Raw genomic sequence first — 23,274 nt, forward strand, 5'->3', positions numbered from 1 at the left:
CGCTCGAAGCGCCTAAGCGCTCAAAGCGCCTAAGCGCTCAAAGCGCTTAGGCATCTAAGACGGGGAGGGATTCCCGCACCGAGGCCACGGTGTCCGGGTCAACCTCGCCGTAGAGGATTTCTGGCTCGTAACCGGCTTCGGCCACGCGGGTGCCGTCGGGGGCCACGAGCACCGAGTGGCCGATACCGGTCGGCCCTGAGTCTTCCCCGGCCTTCGCCTCCCCGCCGGGGCGCGCCTGGCCCGCAGCAAGAATATAGCTGGTGGAATCCAATGCGCGAGCAGCGGTAAGTAGGCGCCACTGGTCTAGCTTGCCCTCACCATCCGCCCAGCTCGTAGGCACCACGATGAGCTGCGCGCCCTGGCGGGCCAGCTCCTTGAACTGCTCGGGGAAGCGAATGTCATAGCAGATAGCAACCCCCACGGTGATGCCATCAACTTCAAACGTCACGAGGGAATCGCCTGCCCGGACGGTATCGGATTCGCGGTAGTTGAAAGCGTCGTACGTGTGGACCTTTTCGTAGCCTTCGAGCACACCTGGGCCCACAATGAGCGCCACATTGCTCACGCGGTTGATGGTCTTGTCACCGCGCTCGACGGTATCGGCCGGGGCAAACATGCCCAGCACCACATACACACCAAGCTCCTCTGCCAGTGCGCGCACCTTGGTAGCAAACTGTCCGTCCAGCCCCTCCGCGTGGGTATCGAGGCGCCCGGAGTCAAAGCTCTGGGAGGTTGCCTCCGGCAAGACAATGAGCTGGGCGCCATTCTCCGCCGCCTCCTGGATTTTCCCCAGCGCTACGGCCAGGTTCTCCTCCACGTCTCCGGTGCTGGTGAACTGTACTGCTGCTACCTTCATGCGGCCTACGGTAGACGAGCCCGGACTAGTTATCCACAGATTTCGTGGATTCGCGGTTGCCGCTCTTTACGGCGATAGGACACCTGGCGCAGTCTCGATGCTATGAACCACCTCGACATTGATCATGCTGCCCTCACCCAGATCCGCAACCTCTATGACCACCGCCCGCCACCCGGCCCCACAGCTTTAGATGCCCCGCCCCGCACCGCTGCGGCGCTCGCGCGTTTAGCTTCCCAGTGGGAATCTTCTCGCCGCTCCAGCGACGCCGCGCGCATGGCCCACTTAGAGGACCTTGAGCGTTTCGTGGTGGCGGCCAACGATATCGATTCCGAGCTGTCCGCCCGTTTGGAAGGTTTCCGATGAGCACCGCGCAGACCCTCTATGCCACCTCGTCTGAACTCTCCGCTTTATCCCGTGAGCTGGATAATTATATCGATGAGTCCCACCATCATTGGGTAGCTCTAGCTATCTCTGGCGCCGCTGGCGATGCTGCCCGCTCCGCTCTTCGCCGAGGCACGGATAGCCTTCTCAGCCCCGCCCAGCAGATGCGTATGGCCGCCCAGATCGTGTCGCTCTACGCTCCCCTCCAGGAGAAGATTGAGAACCTTCGCGCCCGCCTCAGTGCTTCCCCTCTTACCCATCCACGCAGTAGTCTCATGGGCCAGCTCGATGCGCTTGCCGACGCCCTCGATTGGGCCTGCGCCCGCCAACTCCACGCCCTGTGCACACCAGAGATGTCCGCTCCCCCAACCCGCCTCGACGATTATGCTGATCTCTCCTTTGCCGAGCTCCATCAGGTGCAACTCACCCTCGCCAGCGACGAGGTCCGCATGCTCGCCGCCGCGAATCCAGATATGACCATTCTGGAAACCAGTCCCGGGCGCCTCGTGGCTCTTATCGACCCCTCCGGACTAGCCACTCAGCCCGCGCAGGTGTTAAACGTCAGCACCTTCGTGGGCGGTGTAGGTTCCTCCGATCCCGCAGGTTGGCCAACCTCGCTTGAGCGTGCTCGCTCCATTGCCCATGCCACCGGTGGGCCCACGGTGGCGTGGCTCGGTTATTCCGCCCCTTCCTCCTTGTCGCGCGCCGTGCACGAGGAGCCGGCCCGGCGCGGGGCGGCGGAGCTCACTCGCTTTCAACGTGCACTCCGCGCTCGCTTCCCTCGGGCGCAGCACATGCTGATCGGTTATTCCTATGGCTCGGTCGTCGTGGGCAAGGCCGCCCACGAGGAGAAGGTTGCTGATGACATCGTGCTCGTCGGCAGCCCTGGCGCTTCCACCACGAGCGCGGACCAGCTCCACGGCCGTGTGTGGAGTGCCACCAATGCCGATGATCCCATTGCTCTGACCACCGGTCCCCTCGGCGGCATCCACGGCCCTAGTCCGTCTTCCCCTCATTTCGGCGCCGCTCCCCTCCCCGGCGCGAACGGCCTGCCGGGCGACCATGGCACCTATTGGAAAGACCCCGCATTCCTGCGGGGTCTAGGCTCTATTGCTCAGCGCAGTTAGGACTTACCTAGCCCGCTGCGCAGGGCCTCTTAGAATAGGCCGGCGTGCTCCTCTGAGTACGACACGAGCATATTCTTGGTCTCCTGGTAGTGCCCCAGCATCATAAGGTGGTTCTCACGTCCGATGCCGGACTCCTTGTAGCCACCGAAGGCACTGTGAGCGGGGTATACGTGATAGTGGTTAATCCACACGCGGCCGGCCTGAATTTCGCGGCCAGCACGGTAGCAGGTGTTTTGGTGGCGCGACCACACACCGGCACCGAGGCCGAAGTTGGTGTCGTTCGCAATCTGGATAGCTTCCTCGAAGTCCTTGAACGTGGCCACGGAGAGCACCGGACCAAAGATCTCCTCGCGGAAGATGCGCATATCGTTGGTGCCCTTAAACACGGTGGGCTCGATGTAATAGCCGTTCTCCAGGCCCTCCACCTTGTTCACGTGGCCGCCGACGAGGGTTTCCGCACCTTCCTTCGGGCCCACCTCGAGGTACTCGGTGATTTTATCCATCTGCTCCTGCGAGGCCTGGGCACCCATCATGGTCTCGGTATCGAGCGGATGCCCAATCTTGATCTTCTTCACGCGCTCCACAGCCAACTCAAGGAACTTGTCCGCGATGTCCTCATGGATAAGCGCACGCGACGGGCAGGTACAGACCTCGCCCTGATTGAGGGCGAACATGACAAAGCCCTCGACGCACTTCTCTAGGTAGTCATCGTCCTTATCCATGATGTCGGCGAAGAAGATGGACGGCGACTTTCCGCCCAGCTCCAGGGTGACCGGAATGACCTTGTCAGCAGCGGTCTTGTTGATGATCTTGCCCACCGGGGTGGAGCCGGTAAAGGCAATCTTGGCAATGCGGTCAGAACCGGACAATGCAGCACCGGCTTCGTCGCCGACACCATTGACGATGTTGAGCACGCCCTTGGGCAGGAGGTCCTCAATAATCTCGATGAGCAGCAGGATGGACGCAGGTGTCTGCTCCGCCGGCTTCATCACGATGGTGTTGCCCGCAGCCAGGGCCGGGGCAATCTTCCATGCGGCCATGAGCAAAGGGAAGTTCCACGGAATGATCTGGCCCACCACGCCCAGTGGCTCGTGGAAGTGATACGCCACGGTGTCCTGGTCAATCTGGGAAAGACGGCCTTCTTGGGCACGGATGGCGCCGGCGAAGTAACGGAAGTGATCCACGGCCAGTGGGATGTCAGCGGCGAGGGTCTCACGCACAGCCTTGCCGTTCTCCCAGGTCTCCGCGACAGCAATCTTCTCCAGGTTCTCCTCGATGCGGTCCGCAATGCGGTGCAGCAAAAGAGCACGTTCTGCCGGAGTGGTCTTGCCGAAGGTCTCGAAGGCTTTCTCGGCGGCGTCGATAGCCAAGTTAATGTCTGCTTCCTTACCGCGGGCTACCTGGCAGAAGACCTCACCGGTGACCGGGGTGATGTTGTCCATATACTCGCCATCGACGGGCGCAACCCACTCGCCGCCGATGTAGTTGTCATAGCGCTCGCGGAAGGAGACGATGGCATTGTCAGTTCCGGGGTTTGCATACAAAGTCATGCGCGTAGTGCCTTTCTTGTGGGTTCTTTTCCATCACGGCGGCCGCCCGCACAAAATTCATAGAAAGTGACGGGCAACACACCATTGAATGCGAGTGTAGCGATATATTCTGCCAAACTCACGTTTTTCTACAAGAAAGCTTTTGGCACTGGGCAACTAGCGCAGAAGTTGGCCTAGAAGAAGGACCCTAACTGACGGGGATCTGGACCCCAGAGCAATGTGGGGCAGGATCTGCGTCAGTTAGGGCCCCTGGGAGCGCAGCAGGCACGCAGGCCGGGCCCAAACGGGTGGCCGGGCAGGGCCGGCCGAGACTGGGAAAGGCCGAAAACAGTAGAACCCCCTCCATCAATGAGGGGGTAAAAGCGCCTAGCTGCGGCGGCCGCGGCGCGGCTTCCACATCACCACGGAGGTGGAGCGCGGCACGTGCACGAGCTCGCCACGGGAAGGCCGGGACTCGCTGCGGAGGCGCTCGACCTCGGCTTGGAGCTCGTCGCGCTCGGCGGCGAGGCGGTCACGCTCCGCTGTCAGCTCGATGATGGACTTGATGCCGGCCAGATTCACGCCATCATCCTGCGAGAGGGCCTGGATCTTGCGCAGCAGCTCGATATCGCTTTCGGAGTAGCGACGTCCGCCACCGGAGGTACGGGCTGGGGACACCAGCCCCATGCGGTCATAGGTGCGCAGAGTCTGGGCATGCATGCCAGACAGCTCCGCTGCGACGGAAATGACGTACATCGCCTTCGGCTTCGCAGAGTCGCTTCGGCCTGTTGCGTCTTTATTCATCACACACCTCCCTCTAGCGCTTTACCGGGTTTCCGTCCCAACCCTTGCGCGGGTCAAAGCCGGAATCCTTCTCCGCCTGCGCATAGCTGCGCAGCGCCGAGGAGGCAGCAGCATCCAGGTTGGTGGGCACAGCAACCTGGACACTCACCATAAGGTCACCAGCCTTGCCGGAGCGCTTCGGCACACCGCGGCCCTTGACACGCAAGGTACGGCCATCCGGGGTACCAGCAGGAACCTTCACGCGTACCGGCGAATCCAGGGTGGGCACCGTGATGGTGTCCCCCAAGGCCAGCTCCGCGAAAGAGACCGGGACGGTGACGTGCAGGTCATCGCCCTCACGCGTGAAGACCTCGTCGGGTTTCACGGTCACGGCCACAAAGAGGTCACCGGACGGCGTGCCGTTGGGGCCCGCTTCACCTTGGCCGGCGAGGCGCACCTTCTGCCCGTCGATAACACCGGCGGGGATGCGCACCGTGATAGAGCGCGTGCGGTGTACGGTTCCGGAGCCGGAGCAATCCGGGCACGGATCCTCCGCGCGCTGGCCGGTGCCACCGCAGTCGGTACACGGCGCCGAGAGGCCGAAGGTACCGCGTTGCTCAGAGGTGAAACCGGTGCCATCGCAGGTCTTACACGTCGACAGCTTCCCGGTCTTCGAGCCCGAACCGTGGCAGGTGGTGCACGGCGCCTCGCCGCTGAGCTGCAGCGGGATCGTGGTGCCTTTGGCTGCCTCGCGGAAGTCGAGAGTTATCTGCGTTTCGACGTCGGCCCCCCGCGACGGCCGAGCTGTGTGGCCAGCACCACCGCCGCGGTTGAAAACGCCACCGAAGATATCCCCAAAACCGCCGCCTTGAGACGCTCCTCGAGGGGATCCTCCGAAGATGTCGGAGAGGTCGAATTCTTGCGCACCCGGTCCACCCATGTTCGGGGATCGAAACCCGCCGGGAAATCCGGCGCCTCCTCTCCGCCCAAAGCCACCGCCGCTGCGCATCATGGCCTTGAACTGGTCGTAGTCCTTGCGGTCGGACGCATCAGACAGCACGTCGTACGCCTCAGCCACCTGCTTGAACTTCTCCGCCGCCTCCGGGTTGTCCGGGTTGGCGTCGGGGTGATTCTCGCGGGCGAGCTTGCGGTAAGCATGCTTAATCTCGTCGGCGCTGGCGGACGAGGAGACCCCCAGATCCGCGTAGTAATCCTTGTCTGCCCATTCTGGCTTAGCATTCACTGGGCATCTCCTCCTTTCAGGAGAATCTCAAAAGTTGTATCTAAAAGAAGAGTGGCGTCAAGGAAGAAACACCCTGACGCCACCATCTGCCATTATTCTGCGCTATCCGGGCTATCCGGAGAAGCAGACTCTGCTTGGCCGGCAGGGTCGGCGATAATCACCATGGCGGTACGCACAACACGCTCGCCTACCTTGTAGCCAGGGCGCAGCACCGTGCCCACTGCCTGCTCATTACCAGTGGAGAGGTCCTGAACGGCCTCGTGCACCTCGGGGTCAAAGGCATCGCCTTCCTCACCGAAAGGCACCAGCTGGTTGTTGCTGAGCACGCCGTTGAGCTTGTCCGCGATGGCCTTCAGCGGGCCTTCAGTGAGGTCACCATGCTGGCGGGCGAGTTCCAGGTCATCAAGGATAGGCAGGAAACCTGCCAGGACCTTGGCCTTGGTGGTCTCGATCACGGCCTGGCGGTCGCGCTCGGTGCGGCGGCGGTAGTTGGTGTACTCCGCATTGAGGCGCTGGAGGTCCTCGGTGCGCTCAGCCAGCTGAGCCTCCAGGGAGTTCTCCGCAGTGTCCACGGCCGGGTCAGCCGCTTCTTCCTCGGCGATGTCGCGTGCGGCATCATCCACGGCGGCCTCAGCCTCAGCGGTGTCTGCGGTCGCGGCGTCAGCCTGGGCCTCAGCGGCCTCGTCAGCAGCACCATCGGCAGCAGCGGCCTCGGCGGCGGCAGCCTCCGCGGCGTCGGCGGAGGTTGCCTCAGGGTCGGTGTTGGCCGGGTTGCCCGGGTCCTGAGGGGAGGTCATGGTTTACTTCTCCTTGTTCTCGTCGTCCTCGTCGACAACCTCGGCGTCGACGACGTTCGGGTCACCCGCAGCGTCACCAGCAGCAGCGCCCTCGGCACCTGCCTCAGCAGCCTGCGCCTCGTACAGGACCTTGCCCAGCTCCTGGGACTCGGTGCCCAGCTTCTCGACGGCCGACTTAATCGCCTCAATGTCATCGCCCTTGAGGGCCTCGTCGACGGCGTCAGCAGCCTCGGTCACGCGGGTCTTGAGGTCCTCCGGCAGCTTGTCGGAGTTCTCATCCATGAATTTGCGGGTCTGGTAGGAGGTGGACTCTGCCTGGTTGCGGGTCTCCTGCTCCTCGCGGCGCTTCTTGTCCTCTTCGGCGTGAGCCTCAGCGTCCTTGACCATGCGGTCGATCTCTTCCTGGGACAGGCCGGAACCATCCTGAATCTTGATGGTGTTTTCCTTACCGGTGGCCTTGTCCTTAGCGGTCACGTGGACGATACCGTTGGCGTCGATGTCGAAGGTGACCTCAATCTGCGGGATACCGCGCGGTGCCGGGGCAATGCCGCCAAGCTCGAAGGAGCCGAGCAGCTTGTTGGCGGAAGCCATCTCGCGCTCACCCTGGAAGACCTGAATCTGCACGGAAGGCTGGTTGTCATCAGCCGTGGTGAAGGTCTCGGACTTCTTGGTCGGGATGGTGGTGTTGCGCTCGATGAGCTTGGTCATCACGCCGCCCTTGGTCTCGATGCCGAGGGAGAGGGGGGTGACGTCGAGAAGCAGCACGTCCTTGACCTCACCGCGCAGGACACCTGCCTGCAGCGCAGCACCCACGGCCACGACCTCATCCGGGTTTACGCCCTTGTTCGGCTCCTTGCCGGTGAGTTCCTTCACCAGGTCGGACACGGCCGGCATACGGGTGGAACCACCGACGAGGACCACGTGGTCAACCTCGGACAAGGACAGGCCAGCGTCCTTGATGACCTGGTTGAACGGAGCCTTGGTGCGGTCCAGCAGATCCTGGGTGATCTTCTGGAACTCGGTACGGGACAGGGTCTCATCCAGGAAGAGCGGGTTCTTCTCGGAGTCCACCGTGATGTACGGCAGGTTGATGTTGGCGGACTGCGAGGAGGACAGCTCAATCTTGGCCTTCTCCGCAGCCTCACGCAGACGCTGCACGGCGCGCTTATCCTTGGTCAGGTCAACGCCCTGGGAAGCCTTGAACTTCTCCACGAGCCAGTCAACGATGCGCTGATCCCAGTCATCACCACCGAGCTGGTTGTCACCAGCGGTAGCCATAACCTCAACGACACCATCGCCGATCTCCAGCAGGGAGACGTCGAAAGTACCGCCACCGAGGTCGAAGACCAGGATGGTCTGCTCCTGCTCGCCCTTCTCCAGGCCATAAGCCAGTGCGGCGGCGGTCGGCTCGTTAACGATACGCAGGACGTTCAGGCCTGCAATCTGGCCGGCCTCCTTGGTGGCCTGGCGCTGGGAATCCTCGAAGTAAGCCGGGACGGTAATGACGGCGTCGGTCACGTCCTCGCCCAGGTAAGCCTCGGCGTCGCGCTTGAGCTTCATGAGCGTGCGGGCCGAAATCTCCTGCGGGGTGTACTTCTTGTCATCGATATCGATGGTCCAGTCGGTACCAATGTGGCGCTTGACCGAGCGAACGGTGCGGTCAACGTTCGTAACCGCCTGGTTCTTCGCGGACTGGCCGACGAGGATTTCACCATTCTTGGCAAAAGCCACGACGGACGGGGTGGTGCGGGAACCCTCGGAGTTAGCAATAACGGTGGCCTCGCCACCCTCCAGAACGGATACGACCGAGTTGGTAGTACCGAGGTCGATTCCTACTGCGCGTCCCATGATGTTTCTCCTTGCTTGTTGGGTTTTGTTCTTAAGTTGATTGTTCGCGACTCAACTTCTGCCGCGTTCAGTCAGCGACTCTAACAGAAGCGCCACTCGAAGTCATCCAAACCTGAGCGCCGGTCACTCAACCCTTACAACGCCAAGTCCCCAAAAGTTGTTCCCGACGCACTCAAGTTTTTTATCCACGCCCACAACATGGCTGGTCAACCTATGAAAAATCTGCACACGCTTCCTCCCCGAAACCCCGATTTCCGCGCCCGAGACACGGCAGGCAATGCATCCTGACTTTCAGTAGCGCGGTGTCCTTGAGTTAGGTTAGGCTGAACGGACTTTCACGGACTAAGACAAATTGTGAAAGTCAGGTGCAACGACTGTAGGCACTTCTTCACCCTGAGAAGCGCCCGACAGATGCGTGCGCGAGCCTTACCACCTTTTAGGAACGTCTCGCCCCGCCCTCCCGACGCAAGTACCCCGCGCACTTCAACGCCAATCTGCATTAATCCCAGCACAGGTTTGCCTGCAGCGCCCCGTTCGGCTCCTCATAGATATCGAACCAATCGGCAACAGCGCTCAAGGCCGCCACAATGTCTTCGCGCTGCCCATCAACGTTGGGGAAACGGACAATCACATTTGGGAGTTCTTGGTCCCCAAGTCCCAGCAATTGCATACCGAAACGAGTATCCAGAGCATCAAACACATGTCCCAGGGCGCCCAGTGGAAGAACATTTGCACAGGCTGTACAGGACATAGCCATCGCCGCCTGCCCCACTGATGCTTCCACTACCGCAAATTGAGAATTGGCAATTTCCTCTTCCCAAATGTCCCCCGAATCAGTCCAGACAGACGGCTCATCAACCTCAGCCTCAGCGCGCACCGAGAGGTCAGGATTCAAGCCAAACGCTGCGAGCGCCTCATACTCGCGCCCGATGAATTCCTTGTACTCCTTCAATCCACCGACCAGAGCAAGGTCCTCTTCTTCGACATCATCGGGATCAATACTCTCGTTCCACATTGCCCACAGGGCACCGTGCAATCCTTGCTCATGCAACTCATCAAGCACTGAATACTCAGGCAATCCCGAATCAAATGTATAGATGGTGTGGCCCCCATGTGCCAGCTCTCCAATCGGATCCGGGAGCCCAAACTGTTTCCAGTCAATAGACATAATGCTTCTCCATTCTCAGAGTCCTATAAAGTCGAGGCGTCCTACTTCGCCACGTCCACGTTGTTACGCCAAGTCAAGACTGCGGCCATCAAGGTGACGGCTCATCAATTTCTGCGCAATCTGTAAACTTTCCAAGAGTTCATTCGTCGCGCGATACATCGCCACCGCCAGTTGCGTTTCATCCCAACCTTCGGTGATATCGAGACTACGCGCAATGCGAAGCTGGTCACCTTCACAATGAAGTTGACTTGCCGGGGCATACTGGGCAAATCGTTCTTCCACTGGGGCGATGTCCTTGTCTTTCAGGCGAGCGAAAATCTCATCCGCCGACGCCACAGAACGCCGCGATAGTTTAGATAGCCATCCTCGCCGTGTCGGCTCCGTGAGCGGGCCCGCTGTGGAAATTCGCAGAGTTTCTATCTCACCATTGCGTGCTGCGAACTTTTCCCAGGAAAAAGTATAGGCATCATCCAATTCAGCGTGCAGCATGGTCTCATTAACCACGCTGACCGCAGCCCCAGCTCCATCCAAGTATTCGCGCAGCCGCGCTATTGTCACTGGAGATGTTGGTTCATGTGAAATTCCGAACGCTGGAGAGCGGAATTCTTCCGGCAGTTTAACGACGGAATTAATCTCCGCTGTCTCCAGATCGAATACATCTTCCGTCAGAGGAGATATCTCCCACGTAGCCTTGCGGAGTTGTGCAAACCTGTGCTCCCCCACTTCGACGAGCATTCGTACGAAAGAAACCACCTGTTCCCAGGTGCACCCCGACTCGAGACGGAGCATGGCTCGCAGCGCTATCTTAACTCCAGCGGGGGTTTGTTCATCCACGAGGAAAAAGACAGCAAAAGGCAGTTCGCGAAGCTGTTGCGCGACACGATCATAGTCCGCTCGCATAGCTGACTCCGGAAATTGAGTCTCTACGATGTCACCCATAATGATGTCGGTGCCCGGTACGTGCCGAATGTACACCGTCGACAAAGGTGTGGGGATTTGGAAATAGGCACCGCCTTCATCATCAACGGGCACGATCATAAATTTATAGCCCAAATAGCTCAGCGCAGCAATAACCGGGCGCGTAGCTGCAAAAGTATCAATCATGGCAGTCCCCCTAGAATTTTCCACGTGAGATGAGGTCATTTACTTTATCCGTATCGATCTTCCACAGAGCGCGAAACTCTTCGATTGGCATTCGAGGACTTGTGATGGCGTCAAGGCTCGATACCTCAGGTTCCACAGCCGCATATACCAATGTCTTACCGGAATAGAACTCCGGATCATCCCAGCGAATCCCATAACCCTCACGCAGCCACCGCGCAACGTGTGCAGTAGAAAAGAACTCATTGAAACGTTCATGCCCACGATAATCGAACGGAACGCGGGCCAATATCTCATCTAGAAGCTTGGTATAGTAGCTATCCTCTTCTCCGTATCCATTCGTTGGATTTCCATCGCTATCAAAAAATACAGACGTCGGTGCCGACCGTCCCGCGACCTCATAGTGGAACATCCTTTCACGCCGCCCTTTAAACTCCTCGGTTATAGCCGGAGGCTTCATCTCCCTATCCATATCCCGCCACACCGGGGAGTCTAAGCCCTCATACTTTTCCATCCCCCACGCTTCAAAAGTCCACCTGGCAACCGTAAGATCATCGTAATAACCAAATGGAGGTGGATCATATCCTTTATCAACCATTCCCGTAACCGTGACAAAAAGTCTGTCGGCCTTATCGAGTCCAAGGAGGGAGCGGTGCCGCCGCGCACCAGGCCAACCTCCGATTTGAATGCCGACCACACCGTCATCCGGAATACCAACTGATCGACTTCTACGAATATCCAAATCGGCTATCTTATAGCCCCAATCCACTCCAAGCGGGAAAGGCTCACATAAAACAACGGCAACCCATCCCGGAAGATCGACATCAACGAACATAACGGAATGCAAAAAATTCTGTGGAAGAAGCAACCTACACCAATCATCCACCGTCGACTCCCCAACATACAACGATTCCCACTCTTTCTTTCCTAACTGAAAGTCATCAGTCATGTGGTGAGTTCCGGCATAGGGATATTCCATAAATGCTTGCTCGACATTTTCAATAGTCGTTCGCACAAAACAAACATCCTTACCGACTGGGAGTTGCCCAAAATTGAACGTCATTCCACTACCTCATTCAAAGACTTCTTAAAATCCCATCCCCCTACTTGACGGAAGCGACCACAAAACAACTCTTCATCACTGCAATCAATCCCTTGGCGGCCAAGCATGAGCCGAATCTGCTCAATTTTCAACTGAGCAAACCCTCTGCCCTCAAAGCTCATATCATGGTCCCAATTAATCCATGAGGGCACCCGTCGCCTGGTTTTGTCAACCCAGAGGGAGTCTTGAAAACTGTCCACCCCCCTCTGCACCTCGTTCGCAAGTTGGTCACCAATCATGCCACCTTGAAAAAATACCTCCCGCCGAAAATCCGTGTAGTTAATCATGATTGAACGTGATTTTCTCGTATCCTCTTCTCGAATATACTGTGCAGTTATATACCTCGCCCAGGGAGTTAGATGGATCCCAGGACTTGGACCACACAGATGGTACCGGTCATACCGAGGAGTAGGCTCCCCCACCACGGCTGGTCTTACAAATGCACACCAACCAGGAGCTGACGTTTCAGTCAGGATTCGCTTTACCCTTTGCTCAGGAGCTTTCTCTAGCTCCTCGCGAGTATCCCTTTTCCACGCTTCAACGCCCCCATCACGCAACGGCAAAGGTTGAGCCAAGATCTCCTGATCGCCGATATACCTCGAAATCCAATACTCCCATGCCGACTCAATATCACAGTCAACAAAAGTGACATAGTCGTAGATTCCCTTACCACATTCAAATATATACTCTGGTTTCTTCACTGTATTGTCCTTTCCATTTCCAGCTCCACTCATCCTTTCGCTTTGGCCTCCTTCGCTACTCGTTCTGCATAATCTTTCAGTGCCTCCTGCGCCTGCTTTGACAGCATTGAAGAATCTAACTCCACCAGCAAAACCGTTCCGCCAGGATTAGCAAAGAGCGCGCTTCCTCCATGACCAAAAGCTCGATTACTCGAGCGTGAATCAAACTCAGTAAAGATTCCGTTTTTGTAAAGGCCGAGGTTCACATCCCCTGTATCTTCCATGTTTTTATTAACCCTGAATTGTAAATCGGGGCGCTTTTCGCGAATGCGGCCGTCGATAACATGAGCCCCGGTCTCTGGCGACCAATAAATCGAACCATTTTGGAAGTGGTTAAATTTTCCCTCTCGGTTCGGCAGAGACAACTCATCAGTTACCGGATAACCGAGGCGTCCTTTTTCCCACCCCAATTGACCCCATTTCCCCCTAATGACCCCTCCTATTTGATGCGCAATTCCACTATCTGCATCAGGATGCCAATAGATCGATGTGTCCTTGTGAAACTCTTGAAACTTGCCACCATCAGGAAGCTGAGCTTCATTACGAATAGCATCACCGAAAAATCCATGACCTCCGAGGCGGACGTACGCCTCATAAATAGGGCCGCGAATCCAATAGCGATGAAAGACGTCTGCCTGTGCAGTCGCTACGCAAGCAATAACGCAAAAAATAGCAATGAGAGAGGCAAGATATCCTCGCCTAAGAGAGATATTCAACACGCAGTAATTATTACCCAGTCCACCCTCAACGAGGCGGCAGACCGCAAAGAATCCCCGTCTCCCCCCCCCCCGCATGCGGGGGTAACAAGCCTCATTTTGAGACCTTTCGTCCAATTTCGCCTACCCCCACAGTAGCCATAGACCAAAAATGCACCATCACTTATCGCCTGCGTTCATCCAGACGCTTCCACTTATCCGACTATGCACATATTGGGCAGTCGCCTCCCATATGGCCCAAGTGCCTGTCTGCCAACATCCATGCCAACGCCATAAGGCTCCCCCAACATTTAGACCAATGTGCGCCACAGTGGATCGTGCCCACGCCCGAGGGGGTCCCCCTCCCCGCCCCCATCGTGGAAAGATTACTTTTCTGAACTACTTTGACCAGTATCACATTCGATGGCTGCGCGCCATAGGTCGCCCCACCATCGGATAAGAAAGGAAACGGCAGGCAGTGCGCATTTTTCAGACGCGGACTCGTCGTTTAAGCGATCGGCCGCCGGTACAATAAGAAACGGGCTTTCCTCATTCCTTTCTTGATTTTCGTACCCCACAGCGCCCACGCACCCGTGGGACCTGGACGCGTATGACCGCTGCGGCGCTTCGCCCCAGCACCCCCGCTCGCATCACAACCCCCGTTCTGGTTTAAGTGATGGGGATTTCATATACTGTCCGCACATTCGATGTGACACACCTTTCGCGCCAGTGTTGTCACACCTCAGCACTCATTGAAAAGGGACACGGATCCGATGATTTCTCCCGTTCTCCGCACACGTCGTGCTGGCGACCGCCCGCCGGTTCGCCGGGCCTAACCGCCCATCATTCACACCCCATTACTCAAGGAAACTCAATGACGAACGCCAACACCCCTGTACCCGAGTCCACCGATATTGACGCCGCGCTTGTCGACGCCTCCGCGGCCCAAGCCCACTCCTGGCTCGCTTCCACCGCCGATGAGCAGGACCCCGCCACCGAGCAGCTCGCGGACCTGCTGCGCAACCCGGATGGCGTGGCCTTCACCATGGACTTCGTCGACCGCGTCATGCGGCCGGAAGATGACAAGGTGGCCGCCCAGGCTTTGAAGTCCGTGACCACCAGCTATGATGCCTCTTTCTTGGGACTTATCAACGGCTCCCTCGTGGGCCTCGGCGGCTTCTTTGGCCCCATCCTGCCCAACCTCGTCATGCCGCTGGCACGCCTGCGCATGCGCCAGATGGTGGGCCACCTGGTTCTTGATGCTGAGGGCGAGGCCCTCAACAAGACCTTGGATAAGGCCGCTGAATCCGGCGAGCAGCTCAACCTCAACCTGCTGGGAGAGGCCGTGCTCGGCGATAAGGAAGCTCGCTCCCGTGCCGAGCGCACCCTCAAGCTCATCCAGAACCCGCGCGTGACCTACGTGTCCGTCAAGGCCTCCTCCATGGTGGCCCAGCTCAACCCGTGGGACATCGAGGGCTCGCTGGTCCGTCTTAAGGAGCGCCTGCGCCCGCTGTATGAGGCCGCCACCCGCCGCCCGGACAAGGTCTTCATCAACCTGGACATGGAGGAGTACCACGACCTCCACCTCACCGTGCGCCTGTTCACGGAGATCCTCAGCGAGCCGGAGTTCATGAACCTCGAGGCCGGCATCGTGCTCCAGGCCTACCTGCCGGACACCTTCGACGCCTTGGCACACCTGGCGGAGTTTGCCAAGCAGCGCGTGGCCGAGGGTGGTGCGCATATCAAGATTCGCATCGTCAAGGGCGCCAACCTCTCCATGGAGCACGTCCAAGGAGAAATCCACGGCTGGCCCTCCGCGCCGTACTCCACCAAGGATGAGGTGGATGCTAACTACTACCGCCTGCTCGACTACATCCTGCGCCCAGAGTTCGACGGTGCTGTGCGCATCGGCGTGGCCACCCACAACCTCTACACCGCGGCTTTTGCCTACCAGCTGGGCAAGAAGCGTGGCGTGCTGTCCATGATGGATTCTGAGATGCTCCAGGGCATGTCCCCGGCCCAGCAGGCCGCAGTGCGCAAGGCCTTCGAGGGCCGCCAGATCCTCTACACGCCGGTGGTGCATATGGAGGACTTCGACGTCGCTGTGTCCTACCTCGTGCGCCGCTTGGAGGAGAACGCCGCCCCGCAGAACTTCCTCTACGCCCTCTTCGCCCCGGAAGAGAAGGCGCTGCAGGATCAGGAGGCCGTCTTCCGCAAGGCAGTAGACAACCGTTGGGACACCTTCGCCGGTGCTCGCCGTACCCAGAACCGCCTGGAGGAAGCCACGCACGCATCCGGGCGCCAGGCTCCACGCACCGGACGTTTTGCCAACGAGCCGGATACCGACCCGGCCCTGGAACCCAACCGCGAGTGGGCCATCCAGGCGCTGAACACCGACCCTGGCGCGCATGGCGTGGAGCAGGTGACGGATGCGGGGGACGTCGACAAGCACGTGGCCCGCGCCGCCGAGCTGGGTGCCGACTGGGGCGCGCGCGACGCCGAGGACCGCGCCCGTGCGCTCGAGGCCGTGGCCGATGAGCTGGCCAACCGCCGCGGCGAGTTCATCTCCGTCGCCGCTTATGAGGCCAACAAGACCGTCACGCAGACTGACCCGGAAATTTCTGAGGCCATCGATTTCTGCACCTACTACGCCCAGTCCGCGCGCCTGCTCGACGGTTACGCCGCCGAGTTCTCCCCGCACCGCGTCACCGTGGTGACCCCGCCGTGGAACTTCCCCGTGGCCATCCCCACCGGCGGTATTGCCGCCGCACTCGCTGCCGGTTCCGCCGTCATCATCAAGCCCGCGCCGCAGGTCGTGCACTGCGCCAAGGTGGTCGTAGACGCCTTCCGCACCGCCCTGGAATCCCAGGGCCTCGACCCGGACCTGGTGCAGCTCGTCTTCACCGACGAGTCCGACGCCGGCCGCGCGCTCATCTCCCACGCGGATGTCGACGCCGTCATCCTCACCGGCGCTTCTGCCACCGGCCAGCTCTTCCGTTCCTGGGACCCGCAGATGAACATCATGGCGGAGACCTCCGGCAAGAACGCGCTCATCATTACGCCGTCCGCGGACCCGGACCTGGCCATTCAGGACCTCTACCTGTCCGCCTTCGGCCACTCCGGCCAGAAGTGTTCGGCGTCCTCGCTAGTCATCTTCGTCGGTGCGGCGGGCGAGTCGGAGCGTCTGCGCTCGCAGCTTGTCGACGCCGTCGAGACCCTCATCCCCGGCCCCGGCCACGACATCACCACCACGATGAACGGCCTAGCCGAGGCCCCGGGCGAGAAGCTCCTGCGCGGCTTGACCCAGCTGGAGCCGGGTGAAAAGTGGCTCATCAAGCCGAAGAAGCTCAACGAGGAGGGAACCCTGTGGTCACCGGGTATCCGCGATAACGTGCGCCCGGGCTCCTGGTTCCACGTCAACGAGTGCTTCGGCCCAGTGCTGGGCATTATGCACGCAGAGACCCTCGATGAGGCCATCGAGTGGCAGAACTCCACCGGCTACGGCCTCACCGGCGGCATCCACACGCTGGACAATGATGAGATTGATTACTGGCTCGAGCGCGTCGAGGTGGGCAACGCCTACGTCAACCGCGGCATCACCGGCGCGATTGTGCAGCGCCAGTCCTTCGGCGGCTGGAAGCAGTCCGTCATGGGCCCGGGTGCCAAGGCCGGTGGCCCGAACTACGTGGCACAGTTCGGTACCTGGGCCGATGGCCCGCTGCGCCCCTTCGACGTCGACATTTCCCAGCCGGTGGCCGCCCAGCTGCGTGCCTTCGATGTCCTGTCGCTGTCCGATGAGGACACCGCCTGGCTGTGGCGCGCTGCGGAGCTCGACGAACTGGCCTGGCAGCAGGAATTCGGCCGCTCCCACGACCGCGCCGGCCTGGTCTGCGAGGCCAACGTCTTCCGCTACCGTCCGGTGCTCACCCCGCTGCAGGTGCGCATTGGGGCGGATGCCTCGCTCCGTGATGTCGCCCGCCTCGCCCTTGCTGCCACCCGCACGAACTCCCCGGTTCGCATCAGCGCTGCCCCGGAGAAGGCTGCGGAGCTGCGTGAACTGGGCTTCAACGTGGATGGTGTGGCGCTGGAGGCTTTCACCCGCGAGGTTGCGGCGCTGGAGTCCGGCCGCGTGCGTACGGTCGGATCGGTGGAGCCGGGCGTCTACGAGGCCGCAGTGAAGTCCAACTCCGTGGTGCTGGACCAGCCTGTGCTTGCCGACGGCCGCCGCGAGCTCCTTCCCTTCCTCCTCGAGCAGGCAGTCTCCGTGACTATGCACCGCTTCGGCATCATCCGTGAGGTTGGCAGCATCCGCGCATAGTCGTTTCTTCTGCTTATGTGCACAGATATCTTGTGTGCAAAGATATAGCGCATGAGTAAAAACAACGGCGACGGTGCCCTGCCGGGCACTGACTCCCTGGCCGACGAGGCCACCACCGCGCCGCAGCCCCGCACCTCGGGCGCTGCGGCGACACCAGTTAGCGAAGATGCCACCATCCACCCCTCGGAAACCGACGACAAGTCCCGCGTCCTCGGCCGCGATGCCGTGTCGTTGGCCAAGGTCTGCTTGATCTTCATCATCGTGGTCGCCGGCGTGGGCCTTGCCGGCTACCTGCTGAAGTTCATCTGGGTGGGCCTGCTGCCGGTCATTCTGGCCATCCTGGTGTGCACCGTCCTGTACCCGGTCACGGCGTGGCTGCGGAGCAAGAAATTCCCCCGCGCGCTGGCTGCCATCACCACGCTGCTCGGCTTCTTGGCCATCATCGGCGGCGTCTTCGCCGCGATGGCGCCGGTTGTGTCCTCCCAGGGAGGCGCGCTGGTGAGCCAGGCCGAGAACGGCTTGAATAAGCTCGTTGAAATGGCCAATGACCTGCCCTTCGATATCGATGCGGAGAAGGTGCAGGAAGTACTTGATGACGCCATGACCTTCATCAAGGGCCAAGCTTCCAACATCGCCACCGGGGTGATTTCCGGTGTGTCGATGGCTAGCTCGATCGCCATGGCCCTAGCTATCATGCTCTTCGTCGCCTTCTTCATCCTCAAAGACGGCGATAAATTCCTGCCCTGGCTGCGCACCTACACCGGCTACTCCGCCGGCTGGCACGCCACGGAGCTGCTCACCCGCGTGTGGAATACGCTCTCCGGCTTCATCCAGGCCCAGGCTGCCGTGGCGGCTGTCGACGGTATCCTCATCGGCCTCGGCCTCTGGGCCCTCCAGGTCCCCCTGGCCCTGGTCATTGCCGTGGTCACCTTCTTCGCCAGCTTCATCCCGGTCATCGGCGCCGTCACCGCCGGCGCTCTCGCGGTCATCATCGCGCTGGTGTCCGACGGCCTCACCAAGGCCCTGCTGGCCTTGGCGCTCATCGTCATCGTGCAGCAGGTGGAGGGCAACGTCCTCCAGCCGATGCTCCAGTCCAAGGCCATGGGTCTCCATGCCGCGATGGTGCTGCTGTCCGTGACCGTGGGTTCCGCCCTCGCCGGCATTATCGGCGCCTTCCTCGCCGTGCCGGTAGCCGCCACCATCGCCGTAGTCTTCCGCTACCACCAGGAGATGGCCAGCCTGCGCGCCGGCGAGCTCGAGGCAGAACACATCAAGATCTCCACCACCGAGGGCCACGACACCGTCATGGAACTCTACGAGCACCTTGAGGCCAGCGGCGCCCGCTAGCCACAGAACCGGCGCATGGCTCGAGCTTTCTCGGCCGTGCAACTGCCCTAGTTGCCAAACTTCTCCCCCACCACCCGCGACGGGAGCAATGGTTTTGGCAACTAGGGCACTTTCCATATGTAGGGCCTAGTCTGCGGACACCGTATCGAAGGCTTCCGCCAGTTCCTCTGCCGCACGGTCCAGCACCGAGGCCCACGTGCCATAGGACTCCTCATTGGCGGTGTCCGACACCTGCTTGAGCAACGTGCACGGCACCCCAAACTTTCTGCACACCGCCGCGATGGCGTAGCCTTCCATGTCACACAGCTGCGACTCTTCCGCCAGCCGCGTGCGGGTCTGAGTGTCCGAGATAAAAGAATCACCCGTGGCCAGCGTGGCCGTCGGCAACTTGCCGGAGGTCTCCAGCTCGATGACCTCCGGCAGGAGGTACCGCGAGACATCACTGAGCACGTCCAGGTGGAAGTCGTGCTTTCTCACGTGGGAGATCTCGAAGACGCCAGAGTGATCGTCGACAAGCGCGCCCGCAGTACCAATGTTGATGACGCGCTCCGGCAGCACCTGCGCGGACGCCAGCGCGTTGGTGAGCTCAATCGCGGCCGGAACCGTGCCGATACCCGTGATGAGCAGCGGCGCTCCCTCCGGCACGTGCGAGGCTTCGGCGTCAACGGCGGCAACAAACAAGACATTCTCCATGCCTGCGAGACTACCCGGTGACCCGAGGAATGTTCTCCGCGGCTCTGGTCTGGGGTCCACGGCCACTTGTAGGGTCTGGAACCACACCGAGACCTCAGAAAGGAGAACACCATGTTCACCCCACGAGTATTCGCCGCAGCCGCACTGCTCTGCCTCCCCCTTATGGCATGCAGCAGCCCTGCAGAAGCCCAGGCCAGCCCCGTAGTCTGCGAGGCAGGAAACGCCCAGGCGACTTTCAACGACAACATCGCCCAAATTCCGCAGTGGAATGCCCACAACTGGGCACTGGTTGATTCCTCCCACTTCGATCCCTGCGCGAGCTTAAGCTGGCAGACCATTTCCATCGAGGGCGCAACGGCTTCCTCGCCGCACCACATCATGCTCTTCCACTACGGCCAGTACCTCGGCACCGCCACCGCTGAGCCTTATGGCTTCTTCCCCAGTGTGGAGCGGGTCAATGGCAACGAGATTTCCGTGACCTACCACTGGCCACAAGAAGGCGACGCCAATGCCGCGCCGACGGGCCAGACGCATGCTAGCTTCCGCTGGGACGACGCCCAGCAGAAGGTCATCATGAACGGCGATGTTCCCCCGAAGGCCCAGATAAAATAGAGCCAGTCGTGCGCCCCACATGAGGCGCACAATGCGAGGAAGGAACATCAATGTTGAGGCGTAGCTGTGTACTTATGGGCGCTGCCCTTCTCTGCCTCCCGCTCGCCTCCTGCTCCGGCGACGCGGCGCAGGATAATTCGCCAGCGTTCGACACCGTCCGAAACAGCGCGACGGACAACGCTCCGGATGACACGGAGAGCACTGATGACCCTGTGTCGGAACCACCGGCCGCGGGCGCCTCGCCGACGCTTCCTGCTGAATCCCCGGCAGAAGAAGCGGACGCGGAATCCTGCGAGTCTATCGACGCCCACGCGGCCTATGAATCAGGAATCGGCACGATTCCTCCGTGGAAGGACAACAACTGGACGCTGGTGGATTTTTCACAGTTCGATCCTTGTGCGGAGCTGAGCTGGCAGATCATCACTATCGAGCGCGGAACGGCCTCTTCGCCGTACCACATCATGCTCTTCCACAAGGGCGACTATCTGGGAACCGCCACCGCCGAGCCCTACGGTTTCTTCCCCACCGTCGAGCAGGTCAGCGGCACTGAGATTGCCGTGACCTACCACTGGCCGCGCGAGGGCGAAGCCAATGCGGAACACACCGGAACTACGGAGGCCGGCTTCCGCTGGGACGACGCCCAGCAGAAGGTCATCATGAGCGGCGACGTCCCGCCGGGAAGCTAAGCGCGGCGGTTCGGCCGCCGCAACGCAACCTTTAACGCAGGCGCTGGCCCACGAAGCCGGCGGCAAGGGTGTTGCCACTGGAGGCATCGATGAGCAAGAAGTTGCCCACCGCGCCGCGGGCGGCATAGTCCTCGACGGGCAGCTCCGCCTGGGTCTGAACGGTGATGTAGGCGATGTCGTTGAGCGTGGCCTTCTCCGGAGCTTCGTCATCGGCCACGCCGTCGAGGTCGAGGATGCGGTCCACCGACGCGATACGGGCCTTGACCAGGTCAGAGCCGTAGCGCAGCTTGAGCATCTGGCCCGGGGTGAGGTCCTTTTCCGTGAGCACTACCGCGGTGGCAGCAAACTCACGCACGGCCTCGGGGCGCTCAGATCCGGCGAGGAGGTCGCCGCGGGCCAAATCGATGTCGTCGGCCAGCAACAGCACCACCGAGTCCCCCGCCGTGGCGGATTCGCCCTCCGCAAGCGGGCCGTCGGCGGTATCAATGCCGGTGACGGTCGTGGTGCGCCCGCCCGGGGCGCTCACGGTGTCTCCCACCGAAACCGAACCTGCCTTCACACGGCCGGCATAGCCGCGGTAGTCAGAAGCATGCTCGCGGATGACATATTGAATGGGGAAACGGAAGTCCAGGTCATCGGCGCGGCCCGTGGCCACGGGCACGGTCTCCAGGACCTCGAGAACCGTCGGGCCCTCATACCAGTCCATGTTCGTGGAGCGCTCGACTACGTTATCGCCCTTGAGCGCCGAAATCGGGATGGCCACCGAATCAGTGATGCCCAGGCGGGCGGCAATCTCGTTGAACTCGGTCTCAATGGCGCGGAAGGTCGCCTCGTCATAGTCCACCAGGTCAATCTTGTTCACGCCCAGCACCACGTGACGCACGCCGAGAAGCGCTGCGACATTGAGGTGGCGGCGGGTTTGCTCGACGACGCCATGGCGGGCGTCGATAAGCAGCACCACCACCTGGGACGTGGACATGCCGGTGACCGTGTTGCGCGTGTACTGCACGTGGCCCGGGGTATCAGCGAGGATGAAGGTGCGCTTGTCCGTGGCGAAGTAGCGGTAGGCCACATCAATGGTGATGCCCTGCTCGCGCTCGGCGCGGAGGCCGTCGACCAGCAGCGAGAGGTCCATGCCGTCGAAGCCGCGATCGGCGGAGGAACGCTCCATGGACTCCACCTGGTCCGCCAGGACGGACTTGGTGTCATAAAGCAGGCGGCCGACGAAGGTGGACTTGCCGTCATCGACGGAGCCGGCGGTGCACAGGCGCAGGGTATCGCGCTGCTTAAGCGCGGAAACGTTGCTCATCAGAAGTAGCCTTCCTTCTTGCGGTCCTCCATGGCGGACTCGGACAGTTTGTCATCGGCGCGGGTGGCACCGCGCTCGGAGAGAGTAGACACAGAGATTTCGGCGAGGATTTCATCCGTCGTGGAGGCGGTGGATTCCACCGCACCGGTGCAGGACATGTCACCCACGGTGCGGTAGCGCACGGTGCGGGTTTCCAGCTGCTCGTCCTCGCGCGGCCCGCCCCACTCGCCGGGGGTCAGCCACATGCCGTTGCGCTTGAACACCTCACGCTGGTGGGAGTAGTAGATGGACGGCAGCTCGAGGTTGCGGGCGCCGATGTACTCCCAAATGTCGGACTCGGTCCAGTTGGAGATGGGGAAGACGCGAACGTTCTCGCCGGCCATCTTGCCGCCGTTGTAGAGGTCCCACAGCTCGGGGCGCTGGCGGCGCGGGTCCCAGCCGCCAAAGGAATCGCGGATGGAGAAGATGCGCTCCTTGGCGCGGGCACGCTCCTCATCGCGGCGCGCGCCGCCCAGAACGGCGTCATAGCCGCGGTTGGCAATTGTCTCCACCAGCGGCACGGACTGCAGCGGGTTACGCGTGCCGTCAGGGCGCTCCTGCAGGTCGCCGCGGTCGATCCAGTCTTGGACCAGCGCCACGTGCAGGCGCGCGCCGGACTCCTCAACGAGACGGTCGCGGAACTCGATGACCTCCGGGAAGTTATGGCCCGTGTCGACGTGGAGGAGCTCGAACGGCACGGTCGCCGGCGCAAAGGCGCGGCGGGCGAGCTCGAAGACGACGACGGAATCCTTGCCGCCGGAGAAGAGCAGGCCTACCTTGTCGAATTGCCCGGCCACCTCGCGCAGGATGTGGATCGACTCGTCTTCTAAGTCTTTCAGGTGCGGTGAGAGCGTACCGCCGCCGGCGCGCTCCCCGTTCGTTGCAACAGTCATGTGGTCC

The 23,274-nt window shown here is 60.9% G+C and carries 20 protein-coding genes; 6 read left to right on the top strand and 14 right to left on the bottom strand.

What is annotated here, in order from left to right; all coding sequences use genetic code 11:
- Window positions 1-46 precede the first annotated feature (46 nt).
- Window positions 47-856, bottom strand: a complete 810-nt coding sequence (locus tag CSING_RS11675) for a carbon-nitrogen hydrolase family protein (protein ID WP_042532494.1) — start codon at window positions 854-856, stop codon at window positions 47-49.
- A 102-nt stretch (window positions 857-958) separates the two neighbouring features.
- On the opposite strand from CSING_RS11675, the gene CSING_RS11680 reads away from it, so the two are divergent.
- Window positions 959-1,219: a hypothetical protein gene (locus tag CSING_RS11680; protein WP_042532496.1), complete on the top strand. Its 261-nt coding sequence runs from the start codon at window positions 959-961 to the stop codon at window positions 1,217-1,219.
- Window positions 1,216-2,364 carry an alpha/beta hydrolase gene (locus CSING_RS11685; RefSeq protein WP_042532498.1) on the top strand — a complete coding sequence of 383 codons (1,149 nt, stop codon included), beginning with the start codon at window positions 1,216-1,218 and terminating at the stop codon, window positions 2,362-2,364. Before CSING_RS11680 ends, CSING_RS11685 begins: the two co-directional genes overlap by 4 nt.
- Window positions 2,365-2,393: 29 nt before the next feature.
- Here the strand turns inward: CSING_RS11685 and exaC are convergent, their stop codons facing one another.
- The 10 genes from exaC to CSING_RS13405 all read right to left on the bottom strand — a co-directional run bounded on the left by exaC (window position 2,394) and on the right by CSING_RS13405 (window position 13,394).
- Window positions 2,394-3,914 (bottom strand): acetaldehyde dehydrogenase ExaC, encoded by a 1,521-nt coding sequence (gene exaC / locus CSING_RS11690; RefSeq protein WP_042532500.1) that lies wholly within the window; start codon window positions 3,912-3,914, stop codon window positions 2,394-2,396.
- A 366-nt stretch (window positions 3,915-4,280) separates the two neighbouring features.
- Window positions 4,281-4,697, bottom strand: a complete 417-nt coding sequence (locus CSING_RS11695) for a heat shock protein transcriptional repressor HspR (RefSeq protein WP_042532502.1) — start codon at window positions 4,695-4,697, stop codon at window positions 4,281-4,283.
- A gap of 13 nt (window positions 4,698-4,710) precedes the next feature.
- Window positions 4,711-5,919: a molecular chaperone DnaJ gene (gene dnaJ, locus CSING_RS11700; protein WP_042532504.1), complete on the bottom strand. Its 1,209-nt coding sequence runs from the start codon at window positions 5,917-5,919 to the stop codon at window positions 4,711-4,713.
- Between the two features lie 92 nt (window positions 5,920-6,011).
- The gene (grpE, locus tag CSING_RS11705) at window positions 6,012-6,716 is read right to left on the bottom strand and encodes a nucleotide exchange factor GrpE (protein ID WP_042532506.1); all 705 of its coding nucleotides are present in this window, start codon (window positions 6,714-6,716) and stop codon (window positions 6,012-6,014) included.
- 3 nt (window positions 6,717-6,719) lie between these two features.
- On the bottom strand, window positions 6,720-8,564 hold the full coding sequence (gene dnaK / locus CSING_RS11710; RefSeq protein WP_042532508.1) for a molecular chaperone DnaK: 1,845 nt from the start codon (window positions 8,562-8,564) through the stop codon (window positions 6,720-6,722).
- A gap of 499 nt (window positions 8,565-9,063) precedes the next feature.
- Window positions 9,064-9,732: a hypothetical protein gene (locus CSING_RS11715; protein WP_042532510.1), complete on the bottom strand. Its 669-nt coding sequence runs from the start codon at window positions 9,730-9,732 to the stop codon at window positions 9,064-9,066.
- A gap of 63 nt (window positions 9,733-9,795) precedes the next feature.
- The gene (locus CSING_RS11720; protein ID WP_042532512.1) at window positions 9,796-10,836 is read right to left on the bottom strand and encodes a hypothetical protein; all 1,041 of its coding nucleotides are present in this window, start codon (window positions 10,834-10,836) and stop codon (window positions 9,796-9,798) included.
- Between the two features lie 10 nt (window positions 10,837-10,846).
- On the bottom strand, window positions 10,847-11,848 hold the full coding sequence (locus CSING_RS11725; RefSeq protein WP_144403144.1) for a hypothetical protein: 1,002 nt from the start codon (window positions 11,846-11,848) through the stop codon (window positions 10,847-10,849).
- 44 nt (window positions 11,849-11,892) lie between these two features.
- Window positions 11,893-12,636 (bottom strand): hypothetical protein, encoded by a 744-nt coding sequence (locus CSING_RS11730; protein ID WP_144403145.1) that lies wholly within the window; start codon window positions 12,634-12,636, stop codon window positions 11,893-11,895.
- 29 nt (window positions 12,637-12,665) lie between these two features.
- The gene (locus CSING_RS13405) at window positions 12,666-13,394 is read right to left on the bottom strand and encodes an LGFP repeat-containing protein (RefSeq protein WP_236683980.1); all 729 of its coding nucleotides are present in this window, start codon (window positions 13,392-13,394) and stop codon (window positions 12,666-12,668) included.
- Window positions 13,395-14,244: 850 nt separating this feature from the next.
- Here CSING_RS13405 and CSING_RS11740 point away from each other — a divergent pair.
- Both CSING_RS11740 and CSING_RS11745 read left to right on the top strand, forming a co-directional pair.
- Entirely contained in the window at window positions 14,245-17,688 is a 3,444-nt protein-coding gene (locus tag CSING_RS11740; protein ID WP_042532519.1) for a proline dehydrogenase family protein, read from the top strand.
- A gap of 51 nt (window positions 17,689-17,739) precedes the next feature.
- Window positions 17,740-19,035 carry an AI-2E family transporter gene (locus tag CSING_RS11745; RefSeq protein ID WP_042532521.1) on the top strand — a complete coding sequence of 432 codons (1,296 nt, stop codon included), beginning with the start codon at window positions 17,740-17,742 and terminating at the stop codon, window positions 19,033-19,035.
- Window positions 19,036-19,161: 126 nt separating this feature from the next.
- Here the strand turns inward: CSING_RS11745 and CSING_RS11750 are convergent, their stop codons facing one another.
- A complete protein-coding gene (locus CSING_RS11750) occupies window positions 19,162-19,728 on the bottom strand; it encodes a nucleosidase (protein ID WP_042532523.1) in 567 nt (188 codons plus the stop codon).
- Window positions 19,729-19,839: 111 nt separating this feature from the next.
- Between CSING_RS11750 and CSING_RS11755 the strand changes: the two genes are divergently transcribed.
- On the top strand, window positions 19,840-20,340 hold the full coding sequence (locus CSING_RS11755) for an LppP/LprE family lipoprotein (RefSeq protein ID WP_042532525.1): 501 nt from the start codon (window positions 19,840-19,842) through the stop codon (window positions 20,338-20,340).
- Between the two features lie 50 nt (window positions 20,341-20,390).
- Window positions 20,391-21,026, top strand: a complete 636-nt coding sequence (locus CSING_RS11760) for an LppP/LprE family lipoprotein (RefSeq protein ID WP_042532529.1) — start codon at window positions 20,391-20,393, stop codon at window positions 21,024-21,026.
- 31 nt (window positions 21,027-21,057) lie between these two features.
- Here CSING_RS11760 and CSING_RS11765 read toward each other — a convergent pair whose 3' ends face one another.
- Both CSING_RS11765 and cysD read right to left on the bottom strand, forming a co-directional pair.
- A complete protein-coding gene (locus tag CSING_RS11765) occupies window positions 21,058-22,335 on the bottom strand; it encodes a sulfate adenylyltransferase subunit 1 (protein WP_042532531.1) in 1,278 nt (425 codons plus the stop codon).
- The gene (gene cysD, locus CSING_RS11770; protein ID WP_042532534.1) at window positions 22,335-23,267 is read right to left on the bottom strand and encodes a sulfate adenylyltransferase subunit CysD; all 933 of its coding nucleotides are present in this window, start codon (window positions 23,265-23,267) and stop codon (window positions 22,335-22,337) included. The genes CSING_RS11765 and cysD overlap by 1 nt, the downstream gene beginning before the upstream one ends.
- Between the last annotated feature and the right edge of the window lie 7 nt (window positions 23,268-23,274).

Origin of the sequence: Corynebacterium singulare, from assembly GCF_000833575.1 — a bacterium.
Classification (GTDB): Bacteria; Actinomycetota; Actinomycetes; order Mycobacteriales; family Mycobacteriaceae; genus Corynebacterium; species Corynebacterium singulare.